Origin of the sequence: Bradyrhizobium elkanii WSM2783 (assembly GCF_000472865.1) — a bacterium.
GTDB lineage: Bacteria > Pseudomonadota > Alphaproteobacteria > Rhizobiales > Xanthobacteraceae > Bradyrhizobium > Bradyrhizobium elkanii_A.
Window position 1 is genome coordinate 55,359 of sequence record NZ_AXAP01000025.1, and the last position, 25,171, is coordinate 80,529.

The window sequence follows — 25,171 nt, forward strand, 5'->3', positions numbered from 1 at the left end:
CGGATCGATGTCGCTGCAATCGAACCTGGCTTCCTCCACCACGCAGTTGCGAGCCTATGCCCCGAAGACCGACCTCAATGTCGCCTCGCCGCCCTCGCAGCGGGAGAGGGTGCGCCCGCACACGGCGGCCTCGAAGCGGGATCTGCGCACCGAGCCCCGGCCGATCCGCTTCCTGATCGTCGCGCTGGCGCTGCTCTTCCTCACCGTATTCGTGGTGCTGCCGCTGGTCGTGGTGTTCGCGTCAGCGTTTTCGCGCGGCATCTCGGCCTATTTCGCGGCGCTCAGCGAGCCGGAGGCGCTCTCGGCGATCCAGTTGACGCTTCTGATCGCGGCGATCTCCGTCAGCCTCAACCTGATCTTCGGCGTGATCGCGGCCTGGGCGATCTCGAAATTCGATTTCGCCGGCAAGACTTTTCTGATCACGCTGATCGACCTGCCGTTCTCGGTCAGTCCCGTGATCTCGGGTCTGGTCTTCGTGCTCTTGTTCGGTGCACAGGGTTTCTTCGGGACCTGGCTGCAGGCGCACAACATCCACATCCTGTTCGCGGTGCCCGGCATTGCGCTCGCCACCATCTTCGTGACCTTCCCCTTCGTCGCGCGCGCGCTGATTCCATTGATGCAGGAGCAGGGCACGCAGGAGGAGGAAGCCGCGATCTCGCTGGGCGCGTCAGGATTGCAGACCTTCTTCCGCGTCACCTTGCCCAACATCAAATGGGGCCTGCTCTACGGCGTCCTGCTGTGTAACGCGCGCGCGATGGGCGAGTTCGGCGCGGTGTCGGTGGTCTCGGGCCATATCCGGGGCCAGACCAATACCATGCCGCTGCTGGTCGAAATCCTTTATAATGAATATCAGTTCGTGGCGTCGTTCGCGATCGCGTCGCTGCTTGCGATGCTGGCGTTGATCACGCTGGTCGTGAAGACGATCCTCGAACGGCGTCTGGACGAAGGGCAGATTGTCAGTGACGATTGAAGTCAAGAATATCGTAAAGAAGTTCGGCGATTTCGCAGCGCTGGACACTGTCAGCCTGAAGGTCGGCGACGGCGAGCTGTTGGCGCTGCTGGGGCCGTCCGGCTCCGGCAAGACCACGCTGCTGCGGATCATTGCCGGCCTCGACTGGCCCGAGGCGGGCGAAGTCACGATCGACGGCGAGGACGCGCTGGGCCGCGGCGCCAGCGAGCGCCATGTCGGCTTCGTGTTCCAGCACTATGCGCTGTTCCGTCACATGACGGTGTTCGAGAACGTCGCCTTTGGCCTCCGCGTGCAGCCGCGCGCGATCCGCAAGGACGAGAAGGCGATCCGCGCCCGCGTCAAGGAGCTGCTCGATCTGGTGCAGCTCGACTGGCTGTCCGACCGCTATCCGAGCCAGCTATCCGGTGGCCAGCGCCAGCGCATCGCGCTCGCCCGTGCGCTCGCGATCGAGCCGCGCATCCTGTTGCTCGACGAGCCCTTCGGCGCGCTCGATGCCAAGGTGCGCAAGGAGCTCAGGCAATGGCTGCGCTCGCTGCATCAGGAGATCCACGTCACCTCGATCTTCGTCACCCATGACCAGGAAGAGGCGCTCGAGGTCGCCAACCGCGTGGTCGTCATGGACAAAGGCCGCATCGAGCAGATCGGCACCCCCGGCGAGGTTTATGACAATCCGGCGACGGCCTTCGTTCACGGCTTCATCGGCGAATCCATCGTGCTGCCGGTCGATGTCAGCGACGGCGCGGTCCGGCTCGGCGGCCGGCCGCTCAACGTCGCCGCCAATGGTGCGGCGCCCGGCGCCTCCAAATTGTTCGTGCGCCGCCATGACATGCAGATCGGCCCGGCGGGAAGCGGATCGCTGGAAGGGGCGGTGCGCCACGTCCGCTCCTTCGGCCCGATCCAGCGTGCCGAGGTCGCGCTTGCCGACAGCGAAGGCAAGACCGTGATCGAGATCGATGCGCCGCGCGACCGGGAACTGCAGGCCGGCGAAATCATCTCGCTGGAACCCCGCCGCTACCGTATTTTCGCGGCTCACGAATAGCTGCCGTAGCCCGGGTGAAGCGGAGCGCAACCCGGGATTCGCATCCACGCGCGAAAAGGCCCCGGATTACGCTTCGCTCCATCCGGGCTACAGGATCTCGCGGACCGCTGTCGCCGCGGCAAAAAAAACGCCCCCCGTTCACCATTCAGCCACGGTTGGTATGCAACAACGGCGGACCAACCTTGGGGGAATCCTTTCAGTGAAACGGACGACCGTCGCCCTCTTTGGGCTTCTGGTGCTGGGCGGCTGCGCGACAGACACTCCACTTCCGGAACAGCCGGCCATGTATGTCAACATGGCTGCACCCGGTGCCGTCCTGGACACCCAGGCCGCCGCGACCATGATCTCGCAATATCGCCAGAACAACGGCCTCGGCGCCGTGGTGGTGGACCCTGCGCTCGTCAAGCTCGCCGAGCAGCAGTCGCAGGCCATGGCGGCGCGCAACAAGATGGACCATGACGTGAAGGCCCCGCTCGGCAAACGGCTGGAAGGCTCCGGCTATCCGGCGACGGTGGCGGTCGAAAACGTGTCCGCTGGCTATCATACGCTGGCGGAAGCGTTTTCCGGCTGGCGCGATTCGCCGCCACACAAGGCCAATATGCTCAAGGGCGGTGTCACAAAATTGGGCATTGCTGCGAGCTATGCGCCGAACACCAAGTACAAGGTGTTCTGGACGCTCATTCTCGCGTCAACCTAACTCTGCGTGATCGTCACGCCAGATCAGGCCGATTGACGCGGTCGCGAACTGCGGCCACGGTGGGCGCCATTATACACCACTGATTGACGGTCACGATGGATACTTCAGATCCTCCGCCCGCCACGACGCCCGCGCAGGCGCAGCGCGTATTGGTCCTGCAGGGCGGCGGCGCCCTTGGCTCATATCAGGCCGGAGCATTTCAGGCGCTCTGTCGCGCCGGCTTCGAGCCTGACTGGGTTGCCGGAATCTCGATCGGCGCCGTCAATGCCGCGATCATCGCCGGCAACGAGCCGGACAAGCAGGTGCCGCGCTTAAAGGAATTCTGGGAGATGGTGTCGCGTCCGGTATCCTGGAATCCGATAGCGCCCGGCGACCGCGCCCGCACTTTGTTCAACGAGACCAGCGCCGCCATCATCGCGACATTCGGCGTGCCTGGCTTCTTTGCGCCGCGGATTCCGCCAGCGCCGTTCTGGCCCATGGGCAGTTCGCAGTCGCAAAGCTATTACGACACCGCGCCCCTGAAGAAGACGCTGGAGCGGCTGGTCGATTTCGACCGCATCAACGACCTCAAGACCCGGCTTTCGGTCGGCGCCGTCGGCGTGACCTCCGGCAATTTCAGGTATTTCGACAATTACGAGTTCAAGAAGCTCGGCAAGAAGATCGGCCCCGAGCACATCATGGCCTCCGGCGCGCTGCCGCCGGGCTTTCCGGCGGTCCTGATCGAAGGCGAGCATTATTGGGATGGCGGTATCGCCTCCAACACCCCGCTCGACTTCGTGCTTGATGAGGAGACCCGCCGCGATCTCCTGATCTTCCAGGTCGATCTGTTCAGCGCCCGCGGACCGTTGCCGAATTCGCTATTGGAGGCGGCCGAGCGTGAAAAGGACATCCGCTTTTCCAGCCGCACGCGCATGAACACCGACAAGAACAGGCAGATCCACAATGCGCGCATGGCGGTGCGTGATCTCATCGGCAAGCTGCCGGATTATCTGAAGAACGATCCCTCCGTTGAATTGCTGCGGCAGGCCTCCAAGGAGAACACCGTCACGGTGGTGCACCTGATCTACCGCAGCAAGAACTACGAGACGTCGTCGAAGGATTACGACTTCTCCCATGTCGCCATGGTCGAGCATTGGGAGGCGGGCGTCCGCGACGTTCATTTGTCGATGCGTCACAAAGAATGGCTAGAACGGCCGCAGTCCGGGGAAACCATGGTGACCTACGATCTCACGGGGGACGTCGATCCGTTCCCCGCAAAGAAGGAGTGAAGCAGATATGGCTACGTTGACAGGCAAGACCGCTGTCGTGACCGGCTCGACCAGCGGCATCGGATTGGCGATTGCGCGTAAATTCGCCAGCGCGGGGGCCAATGTCGTCATCAACGGCATGGGCGTGCCGGCCGATATCGAGCGCGAGCGCTCCGGCATCGAGACCGATTTCAAGGTCAAGGCCGCCTATTCGCCGGCCGACATGACCAAGCCCGCCGAGATCGCGGAAATGATCGCGCTCGGCGAAAAGACCTTCGGCTCGGTCGACATCCTCGTCAACAATGCCGGCATCCAGTTCGTCTCTCCGATCGAGGAATTTCCGATCGAGAAGTGGGATGCGATCATCGCGATCAACCTGTCGTCGGCGTTTCATGGCATCCGCGCCGCGGTGCCAGGGATGAAGAAGCGCGGCTGGGGCCGCATCATCAATACCGCCTCCGCGCATTCGCTGGTCGCCTCGCCCTTCAAGTCGGCCTATGTCTCGGCCAAGCACGGCATCGCGGGCCTCACCAAGACGGTGGCACTCGAGCTTGCGACCTTCAAGATCACCTGCAACTGCATCAGCCCCGGCTATGTCTGGACGCCGCTGGTCGAGCACCAGATTCCGGAGACCATGAAGGTGCGCAACATGACCAAGGAGCAGGTCATCAAGGACGTGCTGCTCGAGGCCCAGCCGACCAAGGAATTCGTCACCGCCGACCAGGTCGGCTCGCTCGCATTGTTCCTCTGCAGCGACGACGCCGCGCAGATCACCGGCTCCAACTACTCCATCGATGGCGGCTGGACCGCGGAGTAGGGCCCTTTGGTTCGGCGCGTACCTGTATGCCCCGCGATGACGGGGCATACAGTATCCGGCGGCCTCTCGGCTCAAGCACAACCGCCTCTGGAATACTGGATCGTCAGGTCAACCCGGACGATGACAGCGGAGAGCTGTTTGAAATTTGAATCAGAACCCATCCCCGCGTCATTGCGAGCAGCTGGCCGGCTAGAGCATTTTCGGTCCTGATGGAATCAGAACCGGAGCTCTAGATTCTAGTTTTGACGCGTCTTCTTCACGCGAACCGGTGTCCACTTCGCTCGAAAACGCGCTAACCCGCGCCGACGGCTTTCTTGCGCCAGGCGAGATGGACGGCGCAGGTGCAACCGGGTGGGTGTGAGGTGACGTCGTTGGCGGGCGTGGCGACGGGTGCGGGCGCGGGCGTTGGCTGCTTCGCTTCCTGCGAAGGGATGTAGTTCAGCACGGGCGCGAGCCAGCGCTCGATCTCGGTGACGGTCATGTCCTTGCGCGCGGCATAGTCCTCGACCTGGTCGCGCTCGATCTTGCCGACGCCGAAATAGAAGCTTTCGGGATGGCTGAAATAGAGGCCGGAGACCGAGGAGCCCGGCCACATCGCAAAGCTCTCCGTCAGCTTCACGCCGGCCGTGTTCTCGGCGTCGAGCAGCGCGAACAGCGTCTGCTTCTCGGTGTGGTCGGGCTGCGCGGGATAGCCGGGCGCCGGGCGGATGCCCTGGTATTTCTCCAGGATCAACTCGTCCGACGAGAACGTCTCGTCGGGCGCATAGCCCCAGAATTCCTTGCGCACGCGCTGGTGCATGCGCTCGGCGAAAGCTTCGGCGAGGCGATCGGCCAGCGCCTTGCACAGGATCGAGGAGTAATCGTCATTGGCGTTCTTGAAGCGGTCGGCGACCGCGTCCTCGCCGATGCCCGCGGTGACGACGAACCCGCCGATATAGTCAGGTACGCCCGACGATACTGGCGCGATGAAGTCCGACAGCGCGGCGTTGAAGCGGCCTTCGCGCTTCTCGAGCTGCTGGCGCAGCGTGTGGAAGGTCGCGATCTTCTTCTTGCGCGTCTCGTCGGCATAGACGGCGATGTCGTCGCCTTCGGCATTGGCGGGCCAGAAGCCGATGGTGGCGCGCGCCGTGAACCATTTCTCCGCGATGATGCGCTCAAGCATCTTCTGCGCATCATCATAGAGCGAGCGCGCGACCTCGCCGACCTTCGGATCGTCGAGGATGGCCGGGAAGCGCCCGGTCAATTCCCAGGTCTGGAAGAACGGCGTCCAGTCGATGTATTTTGCCAGTTCCGCCAGATCGTAGGCATCGAAGCTCTTGATGCCGAAGAAGGCCGGCTGCTTCGGCGGCGTCTTGGCGAAATCGATCTTGACGCCATTGGCGCGGGCATCCGCAAGCTTCAGCCGTTTCTTGTCCTGCTGCGCTCGGAAATGTGCCGCGGAGATCTTTGCGTATTCGGCGCGGATATCGGCGGCATAGGCCTCGCGCTTCTCGGGCGAGAGCAGCGAGGAGGCGACTCCGACCGCGCGACTGGCGTCATTGACGTGGACGACTGGTCCGCCCGGATAGTTCGGATCGATCTTCACGGCGGTATGGACGCGGCTGGTGGTGGCGCCGCCGATCAGGAGCGGCAGGTTCAGGCCCTCGCGCTCCAGCTCGCCGGCAAGAAAGCTCATCTCGTCGAGCGAGGGCGTGATCAGGCCGGAGAGGCCGATGATATCAGCGCCTTCGGCCTTTGCCGTCTCGATGATCTTTGCCGCCGGCACCATCACGCCGAGGTCGATGACCTCGAAATTGTTACATTGCAGCACGATGCCGACGATGTTCTTGCCGATGTCGTGGACGTCGCCCTTCACAGTGGCGAGCACGATCTTGCCAGCGGCGTTGCGGCCGTCGCCGGCCACGCCATTGGCGAGGTTGCGTGCCTTTTCCTCCTCCATGAACGGCATCAGATAGGCGACTGCCTGCTTCATCACGCGCGCGGACTTCACCACCTGCGGCAGGAACATCTTGCCGTCGCCGAAGAGATCGCCGACCACGTTCATGCCGGCCATCAAGGGACCCTCGATGACGTCGAGCGGACGGGAAGATGCCTGTCGGGCCTCCTCGGTATCCTGCTCGATGAATTCGGTGATGCCGTGCACCAGTGCGTGGCTGAGCCGCTTCTCGACCGGCCATTCGCGCCAGGCGAGATCGGCTTCCTTGCTCTGCCTCTCCTTGCCGCGGAATTTTTCGGCGAGCGCCAGCAGTCGCTCGGAAGCGCCGGGATCGCGGTTGAGGATGACGTCCTCGCACACCTGCCGCAGTTCGGGATCGATGTCGTCATAGACGATCATCTGCCCGGCATTGACGATGCCCATGTCCATGCCGGCCTTGATGGCGTGATACAGGAACACCGAATGCATCGCCTCGCGCACCGGCTCGTTGCCGCGGAACGAGAACGAGAGATTGGAGACGCCGCCGGAAATATGCGCGCCGGGCAGGTTCTGGCGGATCCAGCGCGTGGCCTCGATGAAATCGACACCGTAATTGTTGTGCTCCTCGATCCCGGTCGCGATCGCGAAGATGTTCGGATCGAAGATGATGTCCTCGGCCGGGAAATCGAGCCGGTTCACCAGGACATTGTAAGCGCGCTTGCAGATCTCGGTCTTGCGGGCGAACGTGTCGGCTTGTCCCGTCTCGTCGAACGCCATCACCACGACGGCTGCGCCATGACGCTTGGCGATCGTGGCCTCGTGGATGAACTTCTCCTCGCCTTCCTTCATCGAAATCGAGTTCACCACAGGCTTGCCCTGGATGCATTTCAGCCCGGCCTCGATCACGGCGAATTTCGAGGAGTCGACCATGACAGGCACGCGGGCGATATCGGGCTCGGCGGCGACGAGGTTGAGGAACGTCACCATCGCCTTCTCGGAATCCAGAAGGCCCTCGTCCATGTTGACGTCGATGATCTGCGCGCCATTCTCGACCTGGTCACGCGCCACCTGCAGCGCGGCCGTGTAGTCGCCCGCGGTGATCAGCTTGCGGAAGCGCGCCGATCCCGTCACGTTGGTGCGTTCGCCGATGTTCACGAAAGGAATGGCGTCGGTCAGCGCGAACGGCTCGAGGCCTGACAGCCGGAGACGCGGCGCGATCTCAGGAACAATGCGCGGCTTGTGCGGCGCAACCGCCGCGGCAATCGCGGCGATATGGTCCGGCGTGGTGCCGCAGCAGCCGCCGACGATGTTGACGAGGCCTGCTGCTGCGAACTCGCCGATCAGCCGCGCCATATAGTCCGGCGTCTCGTCGTACTGCCCGAATTCGTTGGGCAGGCCGGCGTTCGGATAGGCGCAGACGAGCGTATCGGCGACGCGGCCGATGTCTGCGATGTGGCTGCGCAGGTCCTCCGCGCCGAGCGCGCAGTTGAAGCCGATCGTGATCGGCTTGGCATGCCGCACCGAATTCCAGAACGCTTCCGGCAACTGTCCCGAGAGCAGGCGGCCGGACTTGTCGGTGATGGTGCCCGAGATCATCACGGGCACATCGATGCCGCGCTCTTCCGTAATCTCGGAGATCGCATACAGCGCGGCCTTGGCATTGAGCGTGTCGAAGATGGTTTCGACCAGGAGAAGATCGGCGCCGCCGTCGAGCAGGCCGTTGATCTGCTCGCCATAGGCCTTGCGCAGATCGTCGAACGTCACCGCGCGATAGCCGGGATTGGAGACGTCGGGCGAGATGGAGGCGGTGCGGTTGGTGGGCCCCAGGGCGCCTGCGACGAAGCGCGGCCTGCCGTCCTCGGCACTGACCTTCTCGGCGGCGGCGCGCGCGAGCCTGGCGCCCTCGCGGTTGAGCTCATAGGCGAGGTCCGACATGTCGTAGTCGGCTTGCGCGATCGAGGTCGAGGAGAAGGTGTTGGTCGCGACGATGTCGGCGCCGGCGCGCAGATAGGCGGCGTGGATGTCCTCGATCGCCTGCGCTTGCGTCAGGATCAGGACGTCGTTGTTGCCCCTGATGTCGCGATGGAAATCCTTGAAGCGCTCGCCACGGAAGGCGGCCTCGTCGAATTGCAGGCCCTGGATCATGGTGCCCATGGCGCCGTCAAGCACGAGGATGCGCTCGCGCGCGGCGGCGATGAGGGCGGTACGCTTGGAAGAGACGGGTACGGTCATTTGATCAGGCAGCTTTCTTCAAGCAGCTTTCTTGGCGCCGTTCGGACGGATGCCGAGCAGATGGCTGATCGCGAACACGAGATCGGCGCGGTTCATGGTGTAGAAATGGAAGGTGTCGACGCCGTGTTTTGCGAGCTTCTGCACCTGGCCGGCGGCAACCGTAGCTGCCACCAGTTTGCGGGTCTCGGCATCGTCATCGAGGCCTTCGAATTTCGCGGCAAACCAGTCCGGCACCGTGGTGCCGGCGCGGGTGACGAAATTGCGGGCCTGCTTGAAATTGTGCATCGGCATGATGCCCGGCACGATCGGGATCTCGATGCCGCGCGCCCGCACCCGGTCGAGGTAGCGGAAGTAGAGATCGTTGTCGAAGAACACCTGGGTGATCGCGCGGGTGGCGCCGGCATCGACCTTGGCCTTCAGCGTGTCGATATCGGCGTCGAAGGTCGCGCTCTCCGGATGTTTTTCCGGATAGGCCGAGACCGACACCTCGATATCGGGATGACGCTTCTTGATGCCGGCGACCAGCTCCGGCGAGCTCTGGTAGCCGTCCGGATGCGTGTAATAGGGCGTGCCGATGCCGCCCGGCGGGTCGCCGCGCAGCGCCACGATGTGGCGGACGCCGACCTCGTGATAGCGGTCGACAATCTCGTCGATCTCGCCGCGGGAGGCGCTGACGCAGGTCAGATGCGCGGCCGGCAACAGCCTGGTTTCATTCAGGATGCGCGCGATGGTCGAATGGGTGCGCTCGCGGGTCGATCCGCCGGCGCCATAGGTCACCGAGACGAAGGTGGGCGACAGCGGCGCAAGCCGGTTGATCGTGTCCCACAGGTTCCGCTCCATCTCCTCGGTCTTCGGCGGGAAGAACTCGAAGGAAATGGCGGGAGTCCTGAACGGCGGGGCAGCAACCTCGGTCATGGCTCTCACAAGCTCCACGGAACAATCGGCGACAGGCTGGGCGGTAGAGCAGGTAAGATAGGGCAAAGCGGGTCGCCCAAACAGCCCATCGATAATGGGATTTTGCCCACTTTTGATGAATATGCTGGCTCTCGATGGCAACCTGAATTCGTAATGGGCAAGAGTATGAGTTTCGCGGCTTATCGCGAAAATCCGGAAATTATAGCCATATTCTGTAGTTCATGGGAAAGTCAGTTCCCTCCTCCGGTGTGGGCAAAGGTGAATTATTGCGGATTAACGATATTTTGTCCCACTCTCGATCGGCTTCAGGTTCAGAGTGTCGCGGAGCTGATCTGCACGCGGAGGGGCTTTGTGGTTTCAATGTGTCGCCCTAGCTTGGTGCGATGATCCCGCTTTCCGTCCTGGACCTTTCGGTCGTCACCACAGCCACAAAGCCCGCCGCAGCGCTGCGCAACAGCATCGATCTGGCGCGCCACGTCGATGGGCTCGGCTATATCAGGTACTGGCTCGCCGAGCACCACAACCTTGCTTCCGTCGCGAGCCCCGCGCCGGATCTGATGATTGGGCAGATCGCTGCCGTCACCAGGAACATCCGCGTCGGCTCCGGCGGCGTGATGTTGCCCAACCATGCGCCGCTGGTGGTCGCCGAGCGCTTCAAGATGCTGGAGGCGCTGTTCCCCGGTCGCATCGATCTGGGCCTCGGGCGGGCGCCCGGCACCGACGGCGCCACCGCCTATGCGCTGCGGAGCCGGCTCGACCGCCGCGAGGGCGACGATTTCCTGGAGCGGCTGCATGAACTGACGCTCTGGGAGACGCGGGATTTCCCGCCCGGCCACCCCTTCAACAATGTGGTGGCGATGCCCGACGATTCGCCGCTGCCGCCGATCTGGCTGCTCGGCTCCAGCGGCTATTCGTCCGAGCTCGCCGCGCAAGTCGGCATGGGCTTCGGCTTCGCGCATCATTTCGCGACCCATGACGCGGTCGATGCGATGATCAACTACCGCGCCCATTTCAAGCCGTCGCCCTGGCGCCAGACGCCATATGCGATCCTCGCAGTGGCGGCGGTGGCGGCCGAGACCGATGAAGAGGCGGAAAAGCTGGCGCTGTCGATGGACCTCAACCGCCTGCGCCGGGACCGCGGCCAGTATCTGCCGCTGCCCAGCGTCGAGGAGGCGCTGGCCTATCCCTATACGGACGCCGAGCGCGCTTCCATCACGCGGAACCGCGCGCGTTTCTTCGTCGGCAGCCCCGCGACGGTGATGGCAAAATTGCAGCCGCTGATCGCGGCGACCGAGGCCGATGAGCTGATGATCATCTCCGCGGTGTTCGATCACGAGGCGCGGAAGAAGTCTTACAGCCTGCTGGCGGATGCGTTCGGGCGTGGGAAGAAGGAGGCGGCTTAGCGTCGTCCCGGCCTTGAGCCGGGACCCATAACCACCGATGCCGGTTGTTACGCGCGCAAGCAGTTCCGGCGTCTTCTAACCACGGAGTCCTGTGGTTATGGGTCCCGGGTCAAGCCCGGGACGACGTTGGGAGAAAGGCGTGCGCCCCTCACTCGCGGGATCAATCCGCTTTTTCGCTGAACGTCGCGCGGAAGGGGTGGGCGGGATAGACGCCCACGATGCGGAATTCGCGGGAGAAGAATTTCAGCTCTTCCAGCGCAAAGGCCAGTCCGCGATCATACGGATGGCCGTCGACGTCGGCATAAAATTGCGTCGCGAAGAAATTGCCGTCGACCATGTAGCTTTCGAGCTTGGTCATGTTGACGCCGTTGGTGGCAAAGCCGCCGAGCGCCTTGTAGAGCGCGGCGGGCAAATTGCGCACCCGGAAAACAAATGTGGTGACCAGGGGGCCTGAATCCTGCTCGGCCCATTTGGCTTCGCGTGCCAGCACCACGAAGCGGGTGGTGTTGTGGGCTTCGTCCTCGATGTCCTCGGCGAGGATATCAAGGCCATAGATGTCGGCGGCAAGGCGCGAGGCGATGGCGGCGACGCTCTTGTCGCCGCGTTCGGAGATGTCGCGCGCGCTGCCTGCGGTATCGCCGGCGACGATCGGCCTGACGCCGAGCTTGCGGATGATGCGCCGGCACTGGCCAAGCGCGTGCACATGGCTCTCCACGCTCCTGATGTCGCCGAGCTTCGTCCCCTTCACCGCCATCAACTGATGCCGGACCGGCAGGAACCATTCGCCGACGATGAACAGGCCCGAGGCCGGCAACAGATGGTGGATGTCGGCGACGCGGCCGGCGACCGAGTTCTCGATCGGGATCATGCCGAGATCGGCTTCGCCCGAGGAAATCGCCGACAGAGCGTCCTCGAAGGTCGCGCACGGCATCGGCTCGGCGTCGGGATAGGCCTCGACGATCGCGATGTGGGAATTGGCTCCGGGCTCGCCCTGAAAGGCGATTTTCAGCTTCTTGGTCATGGCGGGGGTTTTAGCAGCGGTTCAGGTTTTCGCCAGTATGCGCCGGGCGGTTTCGAGGTCGGCCGGGGTGTCGACGCCGCGCGGCACGGTGTCGACAATGGTGACGTCGATCCGCATCCCGGCCTCCAGCGCGCGGAGCTGCTCGAGTTTCTCCTGCTGTTCCAGGGGCGAGGGCGGCAGCCGCACGAAGCGCTCCAGCGCGGCGCGGCGATAGGCGTAGAGGCCGATATGATGGTAGCGCGGGCCGTCGCCGTACGGCGCGGTGGCGCGGGTGAAATAGAGCGCGCGCAGCCGCCCTGCCGTGATCGGCGAGCCGACCGCCTTCACCACGTTCGGATTGAGGCTTTCCTCTTCGGTGTGGATCTCGGAGGCGAGGGTGGCGATATCGACTGCGCCGTCGTCGAGCGGCGGCAGCACGGCCCGGATCGTGTCGGGCGCGATGGTCGGGAAATCGCCCTGCAGGTTGACCACGATCTCGGCGTTGCCGGCAGGATCGAGCGTGGTCGCGGCCTCAAAGATGCGGTCGGAGCCGGAGGGGTGATCGGCGCGGGTCATCACCACCTCCCCACCGGCGCTCCTGACCGCCGCGGCAATCTCCGGCGTGTCGGTTGCGACCGCGACGCGGCCGATATCGGCTTCGATTGCGCGCCGCAGTACGTGCACGATCATCGGCTGGCCGGCAATGTCGAGGAGCGGCTTGCCCGGCAGCCTCGTGGCCGCCATGCGGGCGGGAATCAGCACCAAATTCCGCGGGTCGGACATCTATTCAAAACCCTGCCGGAGGCAGGAAACAGAGTGGGGACGGGACGAAAGTCGGCGCGTTTATACGGGTTGCCAGAGCGCAGGCAAACCGATATCTCCACTCTGCTCGGGGGAGGCGCGACGAGGGCTGATTCCGAGGCTCACCCCCGCGGCCGTTCGGCCCGCCTGAAGTCGACATTTTCGGCCTGGAGCCTGATCCGAAATGGACTCCTTCGAACTCAACAAGATTCTGGGTGCGATTCTCGGCACCTGCCTCATTATCCTGGTGACGAGCTTTGCCGCGCAGGCGGTGTTCACGCCCAAGCCGCTGGAGAAGCCCGGTTTCGAGATCGCCGTGAAAGAGGAGAGTAAGGGCGGACCGGCGGAAGCCGCCGCATCGTCCGAGCCGATCGAGAAACTGCTGCAGACCGCTTCTGTGGAAAAGGGCGCCGCGGCCGCCAAGAAGTGCGCGGCCTGCCACACCTTCGAGAAGGGCGGCCCGAACCGGGTTGGCCCGAATCTCTTTGGCATCGTCGGCGAGCCGAGGGGCGAGGGACGCGGGTTCAACTTCTCGGCCGCGATGAAGGCCAAGGGCGGCACCTGGACCTTCGACGACCTCAACAAGTTCCTCACCAACCCGAAGGGTTTCATCCCGGGCACCGCGATGGGTTTTGCCGGTATTCCAAAGGACAGCGAGCGCGCAGACGTGATCGCCTACCTGAACTCGCTGTCGGATCATCCCCAGCCGCTGCCGACCGCGCAGAAATAGCATTTCCCTCATGGATTCAATCGGAACGGCCAGGCATTGCCTGGCCGTTTCCGTATGGGTCGCATCTTTGTCAGCGGGACGTTTCGCCGCAGACGTGATGGCCCCCAGGCTTCCAAGATGAGGAAAAAGCAACATAATCCGCCGAAACCTTGCCCTATATTACGCACTTAGTGCGTAACCCCGGTTCACGACAGGAAGCTCCCTTTGGCCATTACCCGACGACACCTTCTGCAGACCGGCGCGGTGGCCGCGCTGACCCCCATCATGGGCGTGGCAGCCGGCATCCCGGCGATGTCGAGCGCGCAGGCGGACCCGGGAGGCAGCGAGCCAGCGTGGCGCCACGCGCTGTCGCTGTTCGGCGATATCAAATATCCGGCCGGCTTCCAGCGTTTCGACTACGTCAATCCGGATGCACCGAAAGGCGGCATCGCGCGGATTATCTCGCTCGGCACATTCGACAACTTCAACGTCGCGGTGATGGGCGTGAAAGGTTCGATCGCACCGGCCGCGATCATGATCTATGAGACGCTGATGTCGCGCTCGCAGGACGAGATCGCGACCGAATACGGCCTGCTCGCCGAAAGCGCGGCCCACCCCGACGACTACAGCTGGGTGATCTACCGGCTGCGCAAGGAGGCGCGCTGGCACGACGGCAAGCCGGTGACGCCGGAGGATGTCATCTTCTCGCTCGAGACATTGAAGAAGCAGAGCCCGTTCTATTCGTCCTACTACCGGCACGTGGTAAAGGCCGAAAAGAGCGGCGAGCGCGACGTCAAATTCACCTTCGACGCTCCCGGCAATCGCGAATTGCCGCACATCGTCGGCGAGCTGATGGTGCTGCCGAAGCATTACTGGGAAGGCACCGACAGCCAGGGCCGCAAGCGCGACGTTTCCGCGACCACGCTGGAGAAGCCGCTCGGCTCGGGCGCTTACCGGATCGCCGATTTCGTCGCCGGCCGCTCGGTCCGGCTCGAGCGCGTGAAGGACTATTGGGGCGCCAAGTTGCCGGTCCAGATCGGCCAGAACAATTTCGACGAGCTGCGTTTCGAATTCTTCCGTGACAACGTCGTCGCGCTCGAAGCTTTCAAGGCCGACCAGGCGGACTGGATCACCGAGAATTCGGCGAAGCAGTGGGCGACCGCGTATGACTTCCCGGCCGTGACCGAGAAACGCGTCGTCAAGCAGGAGTTTCCGATCAACGATTCCGGCCGCATGCAGGGCTTCGTGCTCAACCTGCGCCGCGATCAATTCAAAGACGCCCGCCTCCGGCGCGCCTTCAACTTTGCGTTCGATTTCGAGGAGATGAACAAGCAGCTCTTCTATGGTCAGTACAAGCGCATCAACAGCTATTTCGAGGGTACCGAATTGGCCTCTTCCGGCTTGCCGCAGGGGCAGGAGCTCGAACTCCTCGAGACGGTGCGTGACAAGGTGCCGCCCGAAGTCTTCACGACGCCGTACACGAACCCGGTCGGCGGCAATCCCGAAGCGGTGCGCGCCAATTTGCGCGAGGCCACCAGGCTGTTGAAGGAAGCCGGCTTCGAGGTGCGCGAGCGCAAGCTGGTCGATCCGTCGGGCAAGCCGGTGAGCGTGGAGATCCTGGTGCAGGATCCTTCCTCGGAGCGGATCGCGCTGTTCTTCAAGCCGTCGCTGGAACGCATCGGCGTCACGACCTCGATCCGCGTCGTCGACGACGTGCAGTACGAGAACCGCATCCGCAGTTTCGATTTCGACATCATCACCGACCTCTGGGGCCAGTCGCTCTCGCCCGGCAATGAGCAGCGCGAATTCTGGGGGTCGCAGGCCGCGGATCAGCAGGGATCCAAGAATACCATCGGCATCAAGAACCCGGCAGTGGATGCGTTGATCGAGAAGGTCATCTTCGCCAAGGACCGCGCCAGCCTCGTCGCCGCGACCAAGGCGCTGGACCGGGTGCTGCTCTGGAATTTCTACGTGGTGCCGCAGTTCGGCTATCCCTACGCGCGCTATGCGCTCTGGGATCGCTTCGGCCATGCGGAACTGCCGAAATACGCGCGCTCTGGCCTGCCCTCGTTGTGGTGGTACGACGCGGAGAGGGCGAACCGGCTCGGCAAACGGTCTTGAGGGATTTTTCGCGCATGGCGCTATTCACCCGTCGGCACGCGCTCGGCTTCGGTATCGGTGCGCTATGCGCGACGCGGCTTCGTCCGGCAGCCGCCGATAATGGCGCCGACATGCACGGCATGTCGGCGTTCGGCGACTTGAAATATCCCGCCGACTTCCACCATTTCGACTATGTCAACGTGAATGCCCCCAAGGGCGGCACGTTCTCGCTGATCCCGTCGGTCCGCGCCTACAATCAGTCCTATTTCACGTTCAATTCGCTCAACGCCTACATCCTCAAGGGTGAGGGGGCGCAGGGCATGGACATGACGTTCACGGCGCTGATGGCGCGCGCCGGTGACGAGCCCGATGCGATATATGGGCTGGCCGCAAAGTCGGTGCGGATTTCGCCAGACAAACTCACCTACACCTTCACCATGCGCCCCGAGGCGCGCTTTCACGATGGCTCGAAGCTGACCGCTCATGACGTCGCGTTCTCGCTGAACACGTTGAAGGAAAAGGGGCACCCGCTGATCCTGGTTCAGCTCCGCGACTTCATCAAGGCCGAGGCGCTCGACGATGCCACCGTCGTCGTCAGCTTCGCGCCGAAGCGCGCGCGCGACGTGCCGCTTTATGTTGCAACCCTGCCGATCTTCTCGAAGGCCTATTACGCCAAGCGCGCGTTCGATGAATCGACGCTGGATACGCCGCTCGGGTCGGGGCCGTACAAGGTCGGCCGGTTCGAGGTCAACCGCTTCATCGAATATGATCGCGTCAAGGACTGGTGGGCGGCCGATCTTCCGGTCTGCCGCGGCAGCTACAATTTCGACACCGTCCGCTACGAATTCTATCGCGACCGCGACGTCGCCTTCGAGGGTTTCACGGGCAGGAATTATCTCTACCGGGAAGAGTTCACCGCGCGCATCTGGGCCACGCGCTATGATTTCCCAGCCATCAAGGAAGGCCGCGTCAAGCGCGAGTTGTTGCCGGACGAGACGCCGTCGGGCGCGCAGGGCTGGTTCATCAACTTGCGCCGCGACAAGTTCAAAGACCCGCGTGTGCGCGAGGCGCTGATCTACGCCTTCGATTTCGAGTGGACCAACAAGACCATCATGTACGGCGCCTATGCGCGCACCCATTCGCCGTTCCAGAATTCGGACATGATGGTCTCCGGCCCACCGTCGCCGGAAGAGCTGGCATTGCTCGAACCGTTCCGCGGCCAGGTGCCGGACGAGGTGTTCGGCAAGCCCTTCGTGCCGCCGGTGTCTGATGGTTCGGGGCAGGACAGGGCGCTATTGCGCAAGGCGGCGCAGCTGCTGAGCGACGCCGGCTGTGTCGTCAAGGACGGCAAGCGGTTGCTGCCGAACGGCGAGCCCTTCACCATCGAATTCCTCAATGACGAAGCCTCGATCCAGCCACATCACGGGCCCTACATCAAGAACCTCGCTACGCTCGGCATCGACGCCACCTTCCGCCTGATCGATGCCGTGCAGTACCGCGCGCGGCTGGAGGATTTTGATTTCGACATGACCATCCAGCGCTTCTCGATGTCGGCGACGCCGGGCGATACCATGCGCCCGTTCTTCTCCTCACAGACCGCAAACATCAAGGGTTCCAACAACCTCGCGGGCATTTCGAGCCCGGTGATCGATGCGCTGATCGAGAAGATCATCGCCGCTGACAGCAGAGCGGAACTGACCACCGCATGCCGTGCTTTCGATCGCGTCTTCCGCGCCGGGCGCTATTGGGTGCCGCAGTGGTACGCCAACACGCACAAGGTGGCCTATTGGGATCTGTTCGCCCATCCGCCGAAGCCGGCGCGCTATGCACAAGGCGTGGGAGCGCCGGATAACTGGTGGGCCGACCCGGCCAAGGCCGGCAACGCCGAACAGGCGAAGTAAGACATGAGCGCCTATATCGCCCGCCGCATTCTCCTGATGGTGCCGACGCTGCTCGGCATCCTCTTCGTGTCCTTTGTGGTCGTGCAGTTCGCGCCGGGCGGCCCGGTCGAGCGCGTGCTGGCCCAGCTCTCCGGCGCCGATACCGGCGGCTCCTCGCGAGTCTCGGGGTCTTCCGGCGGCGATTTTGCCGCGCGCGCGCCGGGCGGCGCTTCGGCGGACACCGTCAACTCGAAGTACCGCGGCGCGCAGGGCCTCGATCCGGCCTTCATCAAGAATCTCGAAAAGCAGTTCGGCTTCGACAAGCCGGCGCCCGAGCGCTTCCTGCTGATGGTGTGGAACTTCGCTCGCTTCGATTTCGGCAAGAGCTATTTTCGCGACGTCAGCGTGATCCAGCTGATCAAGGAGAAGCTGCCGGTGTCGATGTCGCTCGGCATCTGGATGACGCTGCTGACCTACCTGATCTCGATTCCGCTTGGCATCCGCAAGGCCGTGCATGACGGCTCGCGGTTCGACACTTGGACTTCGGCGGTGGTCATCATCGGCTTTGCGATTCCCGGCTTCCTGTTTGCGATCCTGCTGATCATCCTGTTCGCCGGCGGCTCGTTCTTCAACCTGTTCCCGCTGCGCGGGCTGACCTCGGACGGCTGGTCGCAGTTCCCCTGGTACTGGAAAATCATCGACTATTTCTGGCACATCACGCTGCCCTTGATCTCGATGGCGCTCGGGGCGTTTGCCACCATGACGCTGCTGACCAAGAACTCGTTCCTGGATGAGATCCGCAAGCAGTATGTCATGACCGCGCGCGCGAAGGGCTGCAGTGAGCGGCAGGTGCTGTACGGCCACATCTTCCGTAATGCGATGCTGATCGTGATCGCGGGCTTTCCGAGCGCGTTCATCCACGCCTTCTTCTCCGGCTCGCTTTTGATCGAGACCATCTTCTCGCTCGACGGGCTCGGCCTGCTCGGCTTCGAGAGCGTGCTGAACCGCGACTATCCTGTCGTGTTCGGCACGCTGTTCATCTTTTCGCTGGTCGGTCTGGTCGTGAACCTGATCTCCGATCTCGCTTACATGTGGATCGATCCAAGGATCGATTTCGAGGCGAGGGAAGTCTGATGACGATGCTTGCGCCACAGCCTGTCGAGACCACCACGCAATCGCCACTCGGCGAAGCGGTGCCGCCGAGCCGCCATCCCTTCGAGCCGTCACCGCTCAACAAGCGCCGCTGGCAGAACTTCAAGGCCAACCGCCGGGGCTACTGGTCGTTCTGGATCTTCCTCGCGCTGTTCGTGATCTCGCTGTTCGCCAATTTCATCGCCAATGATCGCCCGCTGATGGTCAAATATGACGGCCGGCTCTATTGGCCGGTGCTCTTCAATTACGCGGAGACGACGTTCGGCGGCGATTTCGAGACCACGGCGGATTACCGCGATCCCTATTTGCAGAAGCAGATCGCGGCCAAGGGCGGCACCATCATCTGGCCGCCAATCCGCTATTCCTACGACACCCACAATCTCGATTTGCCGACGCCGGCGCCGTCGAAGCCGACCTGGCTCCTGACCGAAGCGCAGTGCAAGGAGGTGGTCGAGAGGAAGCAGCTCAGCGGCTGCCGCGACCTCGAATACAACTGGCTTGGCACCGACGACCAGGGCCGCGACGTGGTGGCACGCCTGATCTATGGTTTCCGGATTTCGGTGCTGTTCGGCCTGACGCTGACCATCCTGTCCTCGATCATCGGCGTCGCCGCCGGCGGCGTGCAGGGCTATTTCGGCGGCTGGATCGATCTGACGTTCCAGCGCCTGATCGAGGTCTGGACCGCGATCCCCTCGCTCTATCTGCTGCTGATCATCTCGGCGGTGCTGCCACCGGGCTTCTTCATCCTGCTCGGCATCCTCCTCTTGTTCTCCTGGGTGTCGCTGGTCGGCCTGGTGCGCGCGGAATTTTTGCGCGGGCGCAATTTCGAGTACATCCAGGCGGCGCGCGCGCTCGGCGTCTCCAATGCGGTGATCATGTTCCGCCACCTGTTGCCGAACGCGATGGTGGCGACCATGACCTTCCTGCCCTTCATCGTCTCGTCCTCGGTGATGACGCTGACCGCGCTGGACTTCTTAGGGTTTGGCTTGCCGCCGGGCTCGCCTTCGCTCGGTGAATTGCTGGCGCAGGGCAAGGCCAATGTGCAGGCGCCGTGGCTCGGCTTCACCGGCTTCTTCTCGGTCGCGATCATGCTCTCGCTGCTGATCTTCATCGGCGAGGCCGCGCGTGACGCCTTCGACCCGCGCAAGACGTTCAGGTAGAGGCCGCATCATGGACGCCATCAACCAGCCGCTGCTCGATGTCCGCGACCTTTCGGTCGCCTTCGGCCCGTCGATCGCGGTCGACCATGTTTCGTTCTCGATCAAGCGCGGCGAATGCGTCGCGCTGGTCGGCGAATCCGGCTCGGGCAAATCCGTCAGCGCATTGTCGGTCCTGAGGCTGTTACCCTATCCGGCCGCGTCACATCCTTCCGGCAGCGTCCGATTCAAGGGGCGCGACCTTCTTACTGCGTCGGAGCGCGAGATGCGCGAGGTGCGGGGCAACGACATCTCGATCATCTTCCAGGAGCCGATGACCTCGCTCAATCCGCTGCACACCATCGAGTCGCAGATCGGCGAGATCCTGTCGCTGCACAGCGGTGTGCGCGGCGCGGCGGCGCGGGCGCGCACCATCGAGCTCCTGACGCAAGTTGGCATTCCCGAGCCGGAAACGCGGCTGCAGAGCTATCCGCATCAGCTTTCCGGCGGCCAGCGTCAGCGCGTGATGATCGCGATGGCGCTCGCCAACGAGCCGGACCTTTTGATCGCGGATGAGCCGACGACGGCGCTCGACGTCACGGTGCAGGCGCAGATCCTGGCGCTGCTGGCCGAAATCCGCACCCGGCTCGGCATGAGCATGCTGTTCATCACCCATGATCTCGGCATCGTCCGCCGAATCGCCGACACCGTCTGCGTCATGAATGGCGGCAAGATCGTCGAGCACGGTCCGGTCGAGCAGGTCTTCACCGCGCCGAAGCATCCTTACACCCGCGATCTCCTCGCCGCGGAGCCGAAGCCCGATCCGGCGCCGCCGCGCCCGGACCAGCCGGTGGTGATGTCGGCGGATAATCTGAAGGTCTGGTTCCCGATCAAGCGCGGATTGCTGCGCTCGACTGTCGGTCATATCAAGGCGGTCGACGGCGTCAGCATCGCCGTGCGCAAGGGCGAGACGCTCGGCGTGGTCGGCGAATCCGGCTCGGGCAAGACCACACTCGGTCTCGCGCTGCTGCGATTGATCTCCTCGGATGGGCCGATCGTATTCTTGGGAAGCAACATCCAGGGCCTGCGCTTCAAGCAGATGCGGCCGTTCCGCCGCGACATGCAGATCGTGTTCCAGGATCCGTTCGGCGCGCTGAGCCCGCGCATGTCGGTCGGCGACATCGTGGCCGAAGGGTTGACCGTTCATCAGCGCCAGTTGTCGGCCGAGGAGCGCGAGGCGCGGGTGATCAAGGCACTGACGGATGTCGGCCTCAAGCCGGAATGGCGCTTCCGCTATCCGCATGAATTTTCCGGCGGCCAGCGCCAGCGCATCTCGATCGCGCGCGCGGTGGTGCTGGAGCCGAATTTCGTGGTGCTCGACGAGCCGACCAGCGCGCTCGACATGCTGTTCCAGGCGCAGATGGTCGACCTCTTGCGCGAATTGCAGCGCAAGCGCGATCTCACCTACATGTTCATCTCGCACGATCTGCGCGTGGTGGCGTCGCTCGCCAGCCATCTGATCGTGATGAAATCCGGCAAGGTCGAGGAGGAGGGCCCGGCCTCCGAACTGTTCAAGAACCCGAAGAGCAACTACACCCGCGCCCTCTTCGCCGCCGCCTTCCGCCTGGAGACGGCAGGCAATGGTGCCGTGGCGACGTAACTCCATGCTGGCCTGTCTCGAGTCGCGTTGAGGGAGCCGCGGGCTCGGTTCACCTCTCCCCAGCGGGGCGAGGTCGATTTGCGCAAGCAAATCGGGTGAGGGGGCAGGTCCCTCGAGAGAGCGGAGCCCCTCACCCGGCGCTGCGCGCCGACCTCTCCCAATGGGAGAGGTGAAGGAGCGCCATCGTTAGTCCATAACCCGGGGTCCGCCGGTGGGACCTTGAAGCAGCTGTCCCGGGTTGCGCTGCGCTCCACCCGGGCTACGAGTTAAAGCCGCTTGATCGCGACCACGTCGCTGCCGGCGGCCTTGATGCGGGCGATGGCTTCCGTGGTGTGCTCGATCACGGTTGCCATGTGATGCGCATTGGCATGCACGATCGTGGTCGCATCGCGCACGATGGCGACATGGCCCTTCCAGAAGATCAGGTCGCCGCGTTGCAGTTTCTTTGCTTCCGCCGCGCTCAGCTCGCGCCCGAGGCCTTGCTGCTGCATGTCGCTGTCGCGCGGACAGCCGGTGCCGGCGGCGGTCAGCGCGACCTGCACCAGGCCGGAGCAATCGATACCGAGGCTGCTCTTGCCGCCCCAGAGATAGGGCGTGCCGACGAAACGTTCGGCCACGGTGACGAAATCATCCTCGATCCCGTCGATGCTGCCGACATGGCGGCGCGGCAGATACCAGCCCTCGCGCGTCACCGCGAACGTGCCGTCCTCGCGCGCGACGTTCAGCCTGGCGCCGAGCGACAGCGTCTCGACCGGCGGTAGCTTGATCGAGGGACCGGGGAACGCAAAAGTCCGCAGCGCCGTCACCTTGTGGGTCGGCGCGGCGGAAGGTTTTGCCAGTGCGGCGTCGGGCAGCCAGCCGACATAGCCGTCGCTGCCAAGCTGGCCCCAGGCGAATCCCTCGCTGTTGCGGTCATAGATGGTGACGCGCTCGCCCTTCAGAGCCTGCGTCAGCAGCGTAGCGTCGGAGCGGGGGCCGTCGCGGAGCGGTGCGAGAGCGTGCGCGATCTCGAACTCCTCGCCCGCAACGAAGCGCTCAGCGCGCACCTTGCCTTCGAGATATTTGGCTGCGATGTCGCCGCGGGAAGGTGTCAGGCGCGGATCATCCATAGCGCTGGCTCAACAGTTTGTAGATCGCGCGCGCCGCCTGGCATTCGCCGCCCTCGGGCCGCGCCGGTTTCGCGCTGGGAGTCCAGCCGTAGATATCGACATGCAGCCAGCGTTTGGCGTGCTCGACGAAGCGCTGCAGGAACAGCGCGCACGTGATCGAACCGGCGAAGGTGCCCGACGGCGCGTTGGTGATGTCGGCGGTCTTCGAATCCAGCCAGGCATCGTAGGCAGGCCATAGCGGCATGCGCCATAATGGATCATGCTCCGCTCTCGCATGCGCCGCCACCTCCGCGGCCAGCGTATCGTCCTGCGTATAGAATGGCGGCAGGTCCGGCCCCAACGCCACGCGCGCGGCGCCGGTCAGCGTACCCAAATCGATCAGGAGATCCGGCTTCTCCTCATCGGCGAGCGCCAGCGCGTCGGCAAGCACCAGCCGTCCCTCGGCGTCGGTGTTGCCGATCTCAACCGTCAGCCCCTTGCGCGAGGTGAAGATGTCGAGCGGGCGGAAGGCGTTGCCCGCGACCGCATTCTCGACCGCGGGGATCAGCACGCGCAGCCGTATCTTGAGCTTCGCATCCATCACCATCTGTGCCAGCGCCAGCACATTGGCGGCGCCGCCCATGTCCTTCTTCATGATGAGCATGCCGCTCGATGGTTTCAGATCGAGCCCGCCGGTGTCGAAGCAGACGCCCTTGCCGACCAGCGTCACCTTGGGGTGATCGGGGTTGCCCCAGGTGAAATCGATCAGCCGCGGCGCGCGGTTCGACGCCATGCCGACGGCGTGGATCAGCGGAAAATTCTGTCGCACCAGCTCGTCGCCGATGATGCAGTTGAAAGTGGCGCCGAACCGCGCCGCGACCTGCTCCGCCGCCTGCGCCAGCTCTTGCGGCCCCATGTCGTTCGAGGGCGTGTTGATGAGGTCGCGCGCCAGGCATGCGGCCTCCACCATGCGCGCCAGGTCTGCCGCGTCGACGCCATCCGGCGGCACCAGCTGCACATCGGGCGCTTCCGCCTTGCGATAGCGGCCGAAACGGTAGCTGCCGAGCGCAAAGGCGAGTGCGGCGAGCCGCGTATCGTGCGGCGCATTGGCGAAGCGGTAGAGGCCTGATGGCAGCAATCCGGGCAGGCTGCCCGGCCGGAATGGATCGCGCGACCGGCTTGCCTCATCCTCAAGTCCGAACAGCACCTGTGCGAGCGAACCGTCGGGCGCCGGAAGCGCGAGATATTTGCCGGGCCTGGCCGCAAAGCCATTGGCCTGCGCGAACTGCCGCGCATGCGCGGGAAGCGTCTCGCGGATCTGCTCCCAGTTCGATTTGGTGACGAAGGTGATGGGAATGGCGTTCGACACGGATGCAGTTTCGAAGATGGATGGCATGCGACTCTCATCAATGGCAGGGGCGCAAACGGCAGGGGCGCTGCCTAATTAACCAGACGTTAGGGTTAACAGTCTATTGCTGGTGCATTCGGCTCGTTCTTTTCGCGCGAAATTGTGAGTTAAAGCGCCATGCGTCGACAGTCCAGTCTTGCCCGCGCGCTCGCGTCGGCTGCCCTTTCGGCGCTGCTGGCGGCAAGTCTTGGCGGCTGCCAGACGCTCTCCGACGTCGCGGGCTCCCTGACCACACGGACGAGGACTGCCGCAGCCGCGCCGGATGACCCGCGCCGCGCCGTCGAATTCTATGGCGAGCGCTATCGCGCCAATCCGAAGGATGTCGAAGCCGCGATCGGTTACAGTCAGGCGCTGCGTACGACCGGACAGCGGGCGCAGGCGGTCGCGATGCTGGAACAGGCCACCATCGCCAATCCCGGCAACCGGCCACTGCTCGCAGCCTACGGCCGGGCGCTTGCCGACAACGGCAATGCGCAGGCGGCGTTCGACGTGCTGAGCCGCGCGCACTCACCCGACAATCCCGATTGGCGCATCCTGTCGGTGCAGGGAACCACGCTCGACAGGCTTGGCCGGCATGACGAGGCGCGCCGCTATTATGCGAGCGCGCTGCGCCTCGCGCCGGACGAGCCGTCCGTGCTGTCCAATCTCGGCCTGTCATACATGCTGAGCCGCGACCTGCCCAAGGCGGAAGAGAATCTGCGCCGTGCCTATGCCAGCAGCCGGGCCGACAGCCGGGTGCGGCAGAACTTTGCCCTGGTGGTCGGCTTGCAGGGCCGGTTCGCGGAAGCCGAGAATATCGTCAAGGCCGACCTGCCGGCGGACGAAGCCGCCGCCAATGTCGCCTACCTCCGCGACATGCTGAAGGGCCGGGACAATCCGCGAACCGCAGCGGCGAAACCGGTGCCGATCGTCGCGCGCGACGACTGATCCGTCTCCGGCGTTCCAGCTCCAGTTCTCTCGAGCATTTTCGGTTCTGATTGAATCAGAACCGAAGCTCTAGAT

19 protein-coding genes are annotated in these 25,171 nt (G+C 63.9%); 13 read left to right on the forward strand and 6 right to left on the reverse strand.

The window, feature by feature from the left end; genetic code table 11:
- The first annotated feature begins 7 nt into the window (after window positions 1–7).
- The 5 genes from cysW to YY7_RS0121800 all read left to right on the forward strand — a co-directional run bounded on the left by cysW (window position 8) and on the right by YY7_RS0121800 (window position 4,770).
- Window positions 8–970, forward strand: coding sequence for a sulfate ABC transporter permease subunit CysW (cysW, locus tag YY7_RS0121780; protein WP_080663799.1), 963 nt, complete (start codon window positions 8–10; stop codon window positions 968–970).
- Entirely contained in the window at window positions 960–2,009 is a 1,050-nt protein-coding gene (locus YY7_RS0121785) for a sulfate/molybdate ABC transporter ATP-binding protein (protein ID WP_028165082.1), read from the forward strand. Before cysW ends, YY7_RS0121785 begins: the two co-directional genes overlap by 11 nt.
- 199 nt (window positions 2,010–2,208) lie before the next feature.
- A complete protein-coding gene (locus tag YY7_RS0121790; RefSeq protein ID WP_027579266.1) occupies window positions 2,209–2,706 on the forward strand; it encodes a CAP domain-containing protein in 498 nt (165 codons plus the stop codon).
- Between the two features lie 95 nt (window positions 2,707–2,801).
- Window positions 2,802–3,974 carry a DUF3734 domain-containing protein gene (locus YY7_RS0121795; protein ID WP_028165083.1) on the forward strand — a complete coding sequence of 391 codons (1,173 nt, stop codon included), beginning with the start codon at window positions 2,802–2,804 and terminating at the stop codon, window positions 3,972–3,974.
- A 7-nt stretch (window positions 3,975–3,981) separates the two neighbouring features.
- On the forward strand, window positions 3,982–4,770 hold the full coding sequence (locus YY7_RS0121800; RefSeq protein ID WP_028165084.1) for a 3-hydroxybutyrate dehydrogenase: 789 nt from the start codon (window positions 3,982–3,984) through the stop codon (window positions 4,768–4,770).
- 292 nt (window positions 4,771–5,062) lie between these two features.
- On the opposite strand, the gene metH is transcribed toward YY7_RS0121800, so the two are convergent.
- Window positions 5,063–8,917 (reverse strand): methionine synthase, encoded by a 3,855-nt coding sequence (metH, locus tag YY7_RS0121805; protein WP_028165085.1) that lies wholly within the window; start codon window positions 8,915–8,917, stop codon window positions 5,063–5,065.
- A gap of 18 nt (window positions 8,918–8,935) precedes the next feature.
- Entirely contained in the window at window positions 8,936–9,832 is an 897-nt protein-coding gene (gene metF / locus YY7_RS0121810) for a methylenetetrahydrofolate reductase [NAD(P)H] (protein ID WP_028165086.1), read from the reverse strand.
- Window positions 9,833–10,215: 383 nt separating this feature from the next.
- Here metF and YY7_RS0121815 point away from each other — a divergent pair, with 383 nt between their 5' ends.
- Window positions 10,216–11,235 carry an LLM class flavin-dependent oxidoreductase gene (locus YY7_RS0121815; protein ID WP_028165087.1) on the forward strand — a complete coding sequence of 340 codons (1,020 nt, stop codon included), beginning with the start codon at window positions 10,216–10,218 and terminating at the stop codon, window positions 11,233–11,235.
- A 160-nt stretch (window positions 11,236–11,395) separates the two neighbouring features.
- On the opposite strand, the gene YY7_RS0121820 is transcribed toward YY7_RS0121815, so the two are convergent.
- Window positions 11,396–12,256, reverse strand: coding sequence for a prephenate dehydratase (locus YY7_RS0121820; protein WP_028165088.1), 861 nt, complete (start codon window positions 12,254–12,256; stop codon window positions 11,396–11,398).
- A 21-nt stretch (window positions 12,257–12,277) separates the two neighbouring features.
- Window positions 12,278–13,018, reverse strand: coding sequence for a 3-deoxy-manno-octulosonate cytidylyltransferase (locus YY7_RS0121825; RefSeq protein WP_028165089.1), 741 nt, complete (start codon window positions 13,016–13,018; stop codon window positions 12,278–12,280).
- A gap of 202 nt (window positions 13,019–13,220) precedes the next feature.
- Between YY7_RS0121825 and YY7_RS0121830 the strand changes: the two genes are divergently transcribed.
- From YY7_RS0121830 to YY7_RS0121855, 6 genes are all read left to right on the forward strand, one after another.
- Entirely contained in the window at window positions 13,221–13,766 is a 546-nt protein-coding gene (locus tag YY7_RS0121830) for a c-type cytochrome (RefSeq protein ID WP_028165090.1), read from the forward strand.
- A 291-nt stretch (window positions 13,767–14,057) separates the two neighbouring features.
- Window positions 14,058–15,866 carry an extracellular solute-binding protein gene (locus YY7_RS0121835; protein WP_433994519.1) on the forward strand — a complete coding sequence of 603 codons (1,809 nt, stop codon included), beginning with the start codon at window positions 14,058–14,060 and terminating at the stop codon, window positions 15,864–15,866.
- A gap of 14 nt (window positions 15,867–15,880) precedes the next feature.
- Complete coding sequence (locus YY7_RS0121840; protein ID WP_028165092.1) at window positions 15,881–17,746, forward strand: extracellular solute-binding protein; 1,866 nt, start codon at window positions 15,881–15,883, stop codon at window positions 17,744–17,746.
- A gap of 3 nt (window positions 17,747–17,749) precedes the next feature.
- On the forward strand, window positions 17,750–18,859 hold the full coding sequence (locus YY7_RS0121845; protein WP_028165093.1) for a microcin C ABC transporter permease YejB: 1,110 nt from the start codon (window positions 17,750–17,752) through the stop codon (window positions 18,857–18,859).
- Window positions 18,859–20,037, forward strand: a complete 1,179-nt coding sequence (locus YY7_RS0121850) for an ABC transporter permease (protein WP_028165094.1) — start codon at window positions 18,859–18,861, stop codon at window positions 20,035–20,037. The genes YY7_RS0121845 and YY7_RS0121850 overlap by 1 nt, the downstream gene beginning before the upstream one ends.
- Before the next feature lie 10 nt (window positions 20,038–20,047).
- Window positions 20,048–21,673, forward strand: coding sequence for an ABC transporter ATP-binding protein (locus tag YY7_RS0121855; protein WP_028165095.1), 1,626 nt, complete (start codon window positions 20,048–20,050; stop codon window positions 21,671–21,673).
- Window positions 21,674–21,939: 266 nt separating this feature from the next.
- Here the strand turns inward: YY7_RS0121855 and YY7_RS0121860 are convergent, their stop codons facing one another.
- Both YY7_RS0121860 and YY7_RS0121865 read right to left on the reverse strand, forming a co-directional pair.
- On the reverse strand, window positions 21,940–22,782 hold the full coding sequence (locus YY7_RS0121860; RefSeq protein WP_028165096.1) for an NlpC/P60 family protein: 843 nt from the start codon (window positions 22,780–22,782) through the stop codon (window positions 21,940–21,942).
- Window positions 22,775–24,157 (reverse strand): leucyl aminopeptidase family protein, encoded by a 1,383-nt coding sequence (locus tag YY7_RS0121865; RefSeq protein ID WP_028165097.1) that lies wholly within the window; start codon window positions 24,155–24,157, stop codon window positions 22,775–22,777. The genes YY7_RS0121860 and YY7_RS0121865 overlap by 8 nt, the downstream gene beginning before the upstream one ends.
- 129 nt (window positions 24,158–24,286) lie before the next feature.
- Between YY7_RS0121865 and YY7_RS0121870 the strand changes: the two genes are divergently transcribed.
- Window positions 24,287–25,096, forward strand: coding sequence for a tetratricopeptide repeat protein (locus tag YY7_RS0121870; RefSeq protein ID WP_028165098.1), 810 nt, complete (start codon window positions 24,287–24,289; stop codon window positions 25,094–25,096).
- Window positions 25,097–25,171 lie beyond the last annotated feature (75 nt).

What these genes read in the sequence shown, in the direction of transcription:
- cysW (WP_080663799.1), top strand. Translation starts at nt 8, where the DNA reads ATGTCGCTGCAATCGAACCTGGCTTCCTCCACCACGCAGTTGCGAGCC.
- YY7_RS0121795 (WP_028165083.1), top strand. Translation starts at nt 2,802, where the DNA reads ATGGATACTTCAGATCCTCCGCCCGCCACGACGCCCGCGCAGGCGCAG.
- YY7_RS0121800 (WP_028165084.1), top strand. Translation starts at nt 3,982, where the DNA reads ATGGCTACGTTGACAGGCAAGACCGCTGTCGTGACCGGCTCGACCAGC.
- metH (WP_028165085.1), bottom strand. Translation starts at nt 8,917, where the DNA reads ATGACCGTACCCGTCTCTTCCAAGCGTACCGCCCTCATCGCCGCCGCG.
- metF (WP_028165086.1), bottom strand. Translation starts at nt 9,832, where the DNA reads ATGACCGAGGTTGCTGCCCCGCCGTTCAGGACTCCCGCCATTTCCTTC.
- YY7_RS0121815 (WP_028165087.1), top strand. Translation starts at nt 10,216, where the DNA reads ATGATCCCGCTTTCCGTCCTGGACCTTTCGGTCGTCACCACAGCCACA.
- YY7_RS0121820 (WP_028165088.1), bottom strand. Translation starts at nt 12,256, where the DNA reads ATGACCAAGAAGCTGAAAATCGCCTTTCAGGGCGAGCCCGGAGCCAAT.
- YY7_RS0121825 (WP_028165089.1), bottom strand. Translation starts at nt 13,018, where the DNA reads ATGTCCGACCCGCGGAATTTGGTGCTGATTCCCGCCCGCATGGCGGCC.
- YY7_RS0121830 (WP_028165090.1), top strand. Translation starts at nt 13,221, where the DNA reads ATGGACTCCTTCGAACTCAACAAGATTCTGGGTGCGATTCTCGGCACC.
- YY7_RS0121835 (WP_433994519.1), top strand. Translation starts at nt 14,058, where the DNA reads ATGTCGAGCGCGCAGGCGGACCCGGGAGGCAGCGAGCCAGCGTGGCGC.
- YY7_RS0121840 (WP_028165092.1), top strand. Translation starts at nt 15,881, where the DNA reads ATGGCGCTATTCACCCGTCGGCACGCGCTCGGCTTCGGTATCGGTGCG.
- YY7_RS0121845 (WP_028165093.1), top strand. Translation starts at nt 17,750, where the DNA reads ATGAGCGCCTATATCGCCCGCCGCATTCTCCTGATGGTGCCGACGCTG.
- YY7_RS0121850 (WP_028165094.1), top strand. Translation starts at nt 18,859, where the DNA reads ATGACGATGCTTGCGCCACAGCCTGTCGAGACCACCACGCAATCGCCA.
- YY7_RS0121855 (WP_028165095.1), top strand. Translation starts at nt 20,048, where the DNA reads ATGGACGCCATCAACCAGCCGCTGCTCGATGTCCGCGACCTTTCGGTC.
- YY7_RS0121860 (WP_028165096.1), bottom strand. Translation starts at nt 22,782, where the DNA reads ATGGATGATCCGCGCCTGACACCTTCCCGCGGCGACATCGCAGCCAAA.
- YY7_RS0121865 (WP_028165097.1), bottom strand. Translation starts at nt 24,157, where the DNA reads ATGCCATCCATCTTCGAAACTGCATCCGTGTCGAACGCCATTCCCATC.
- YY7_RS0121870 (WP_028165098.1), top strand. Translation starts at nt 24,287, where the DNA reads ATGCGTCGACAGTCCAGTCTTGCCCGCGCGCTCGCGTCGGCTGCCCTT.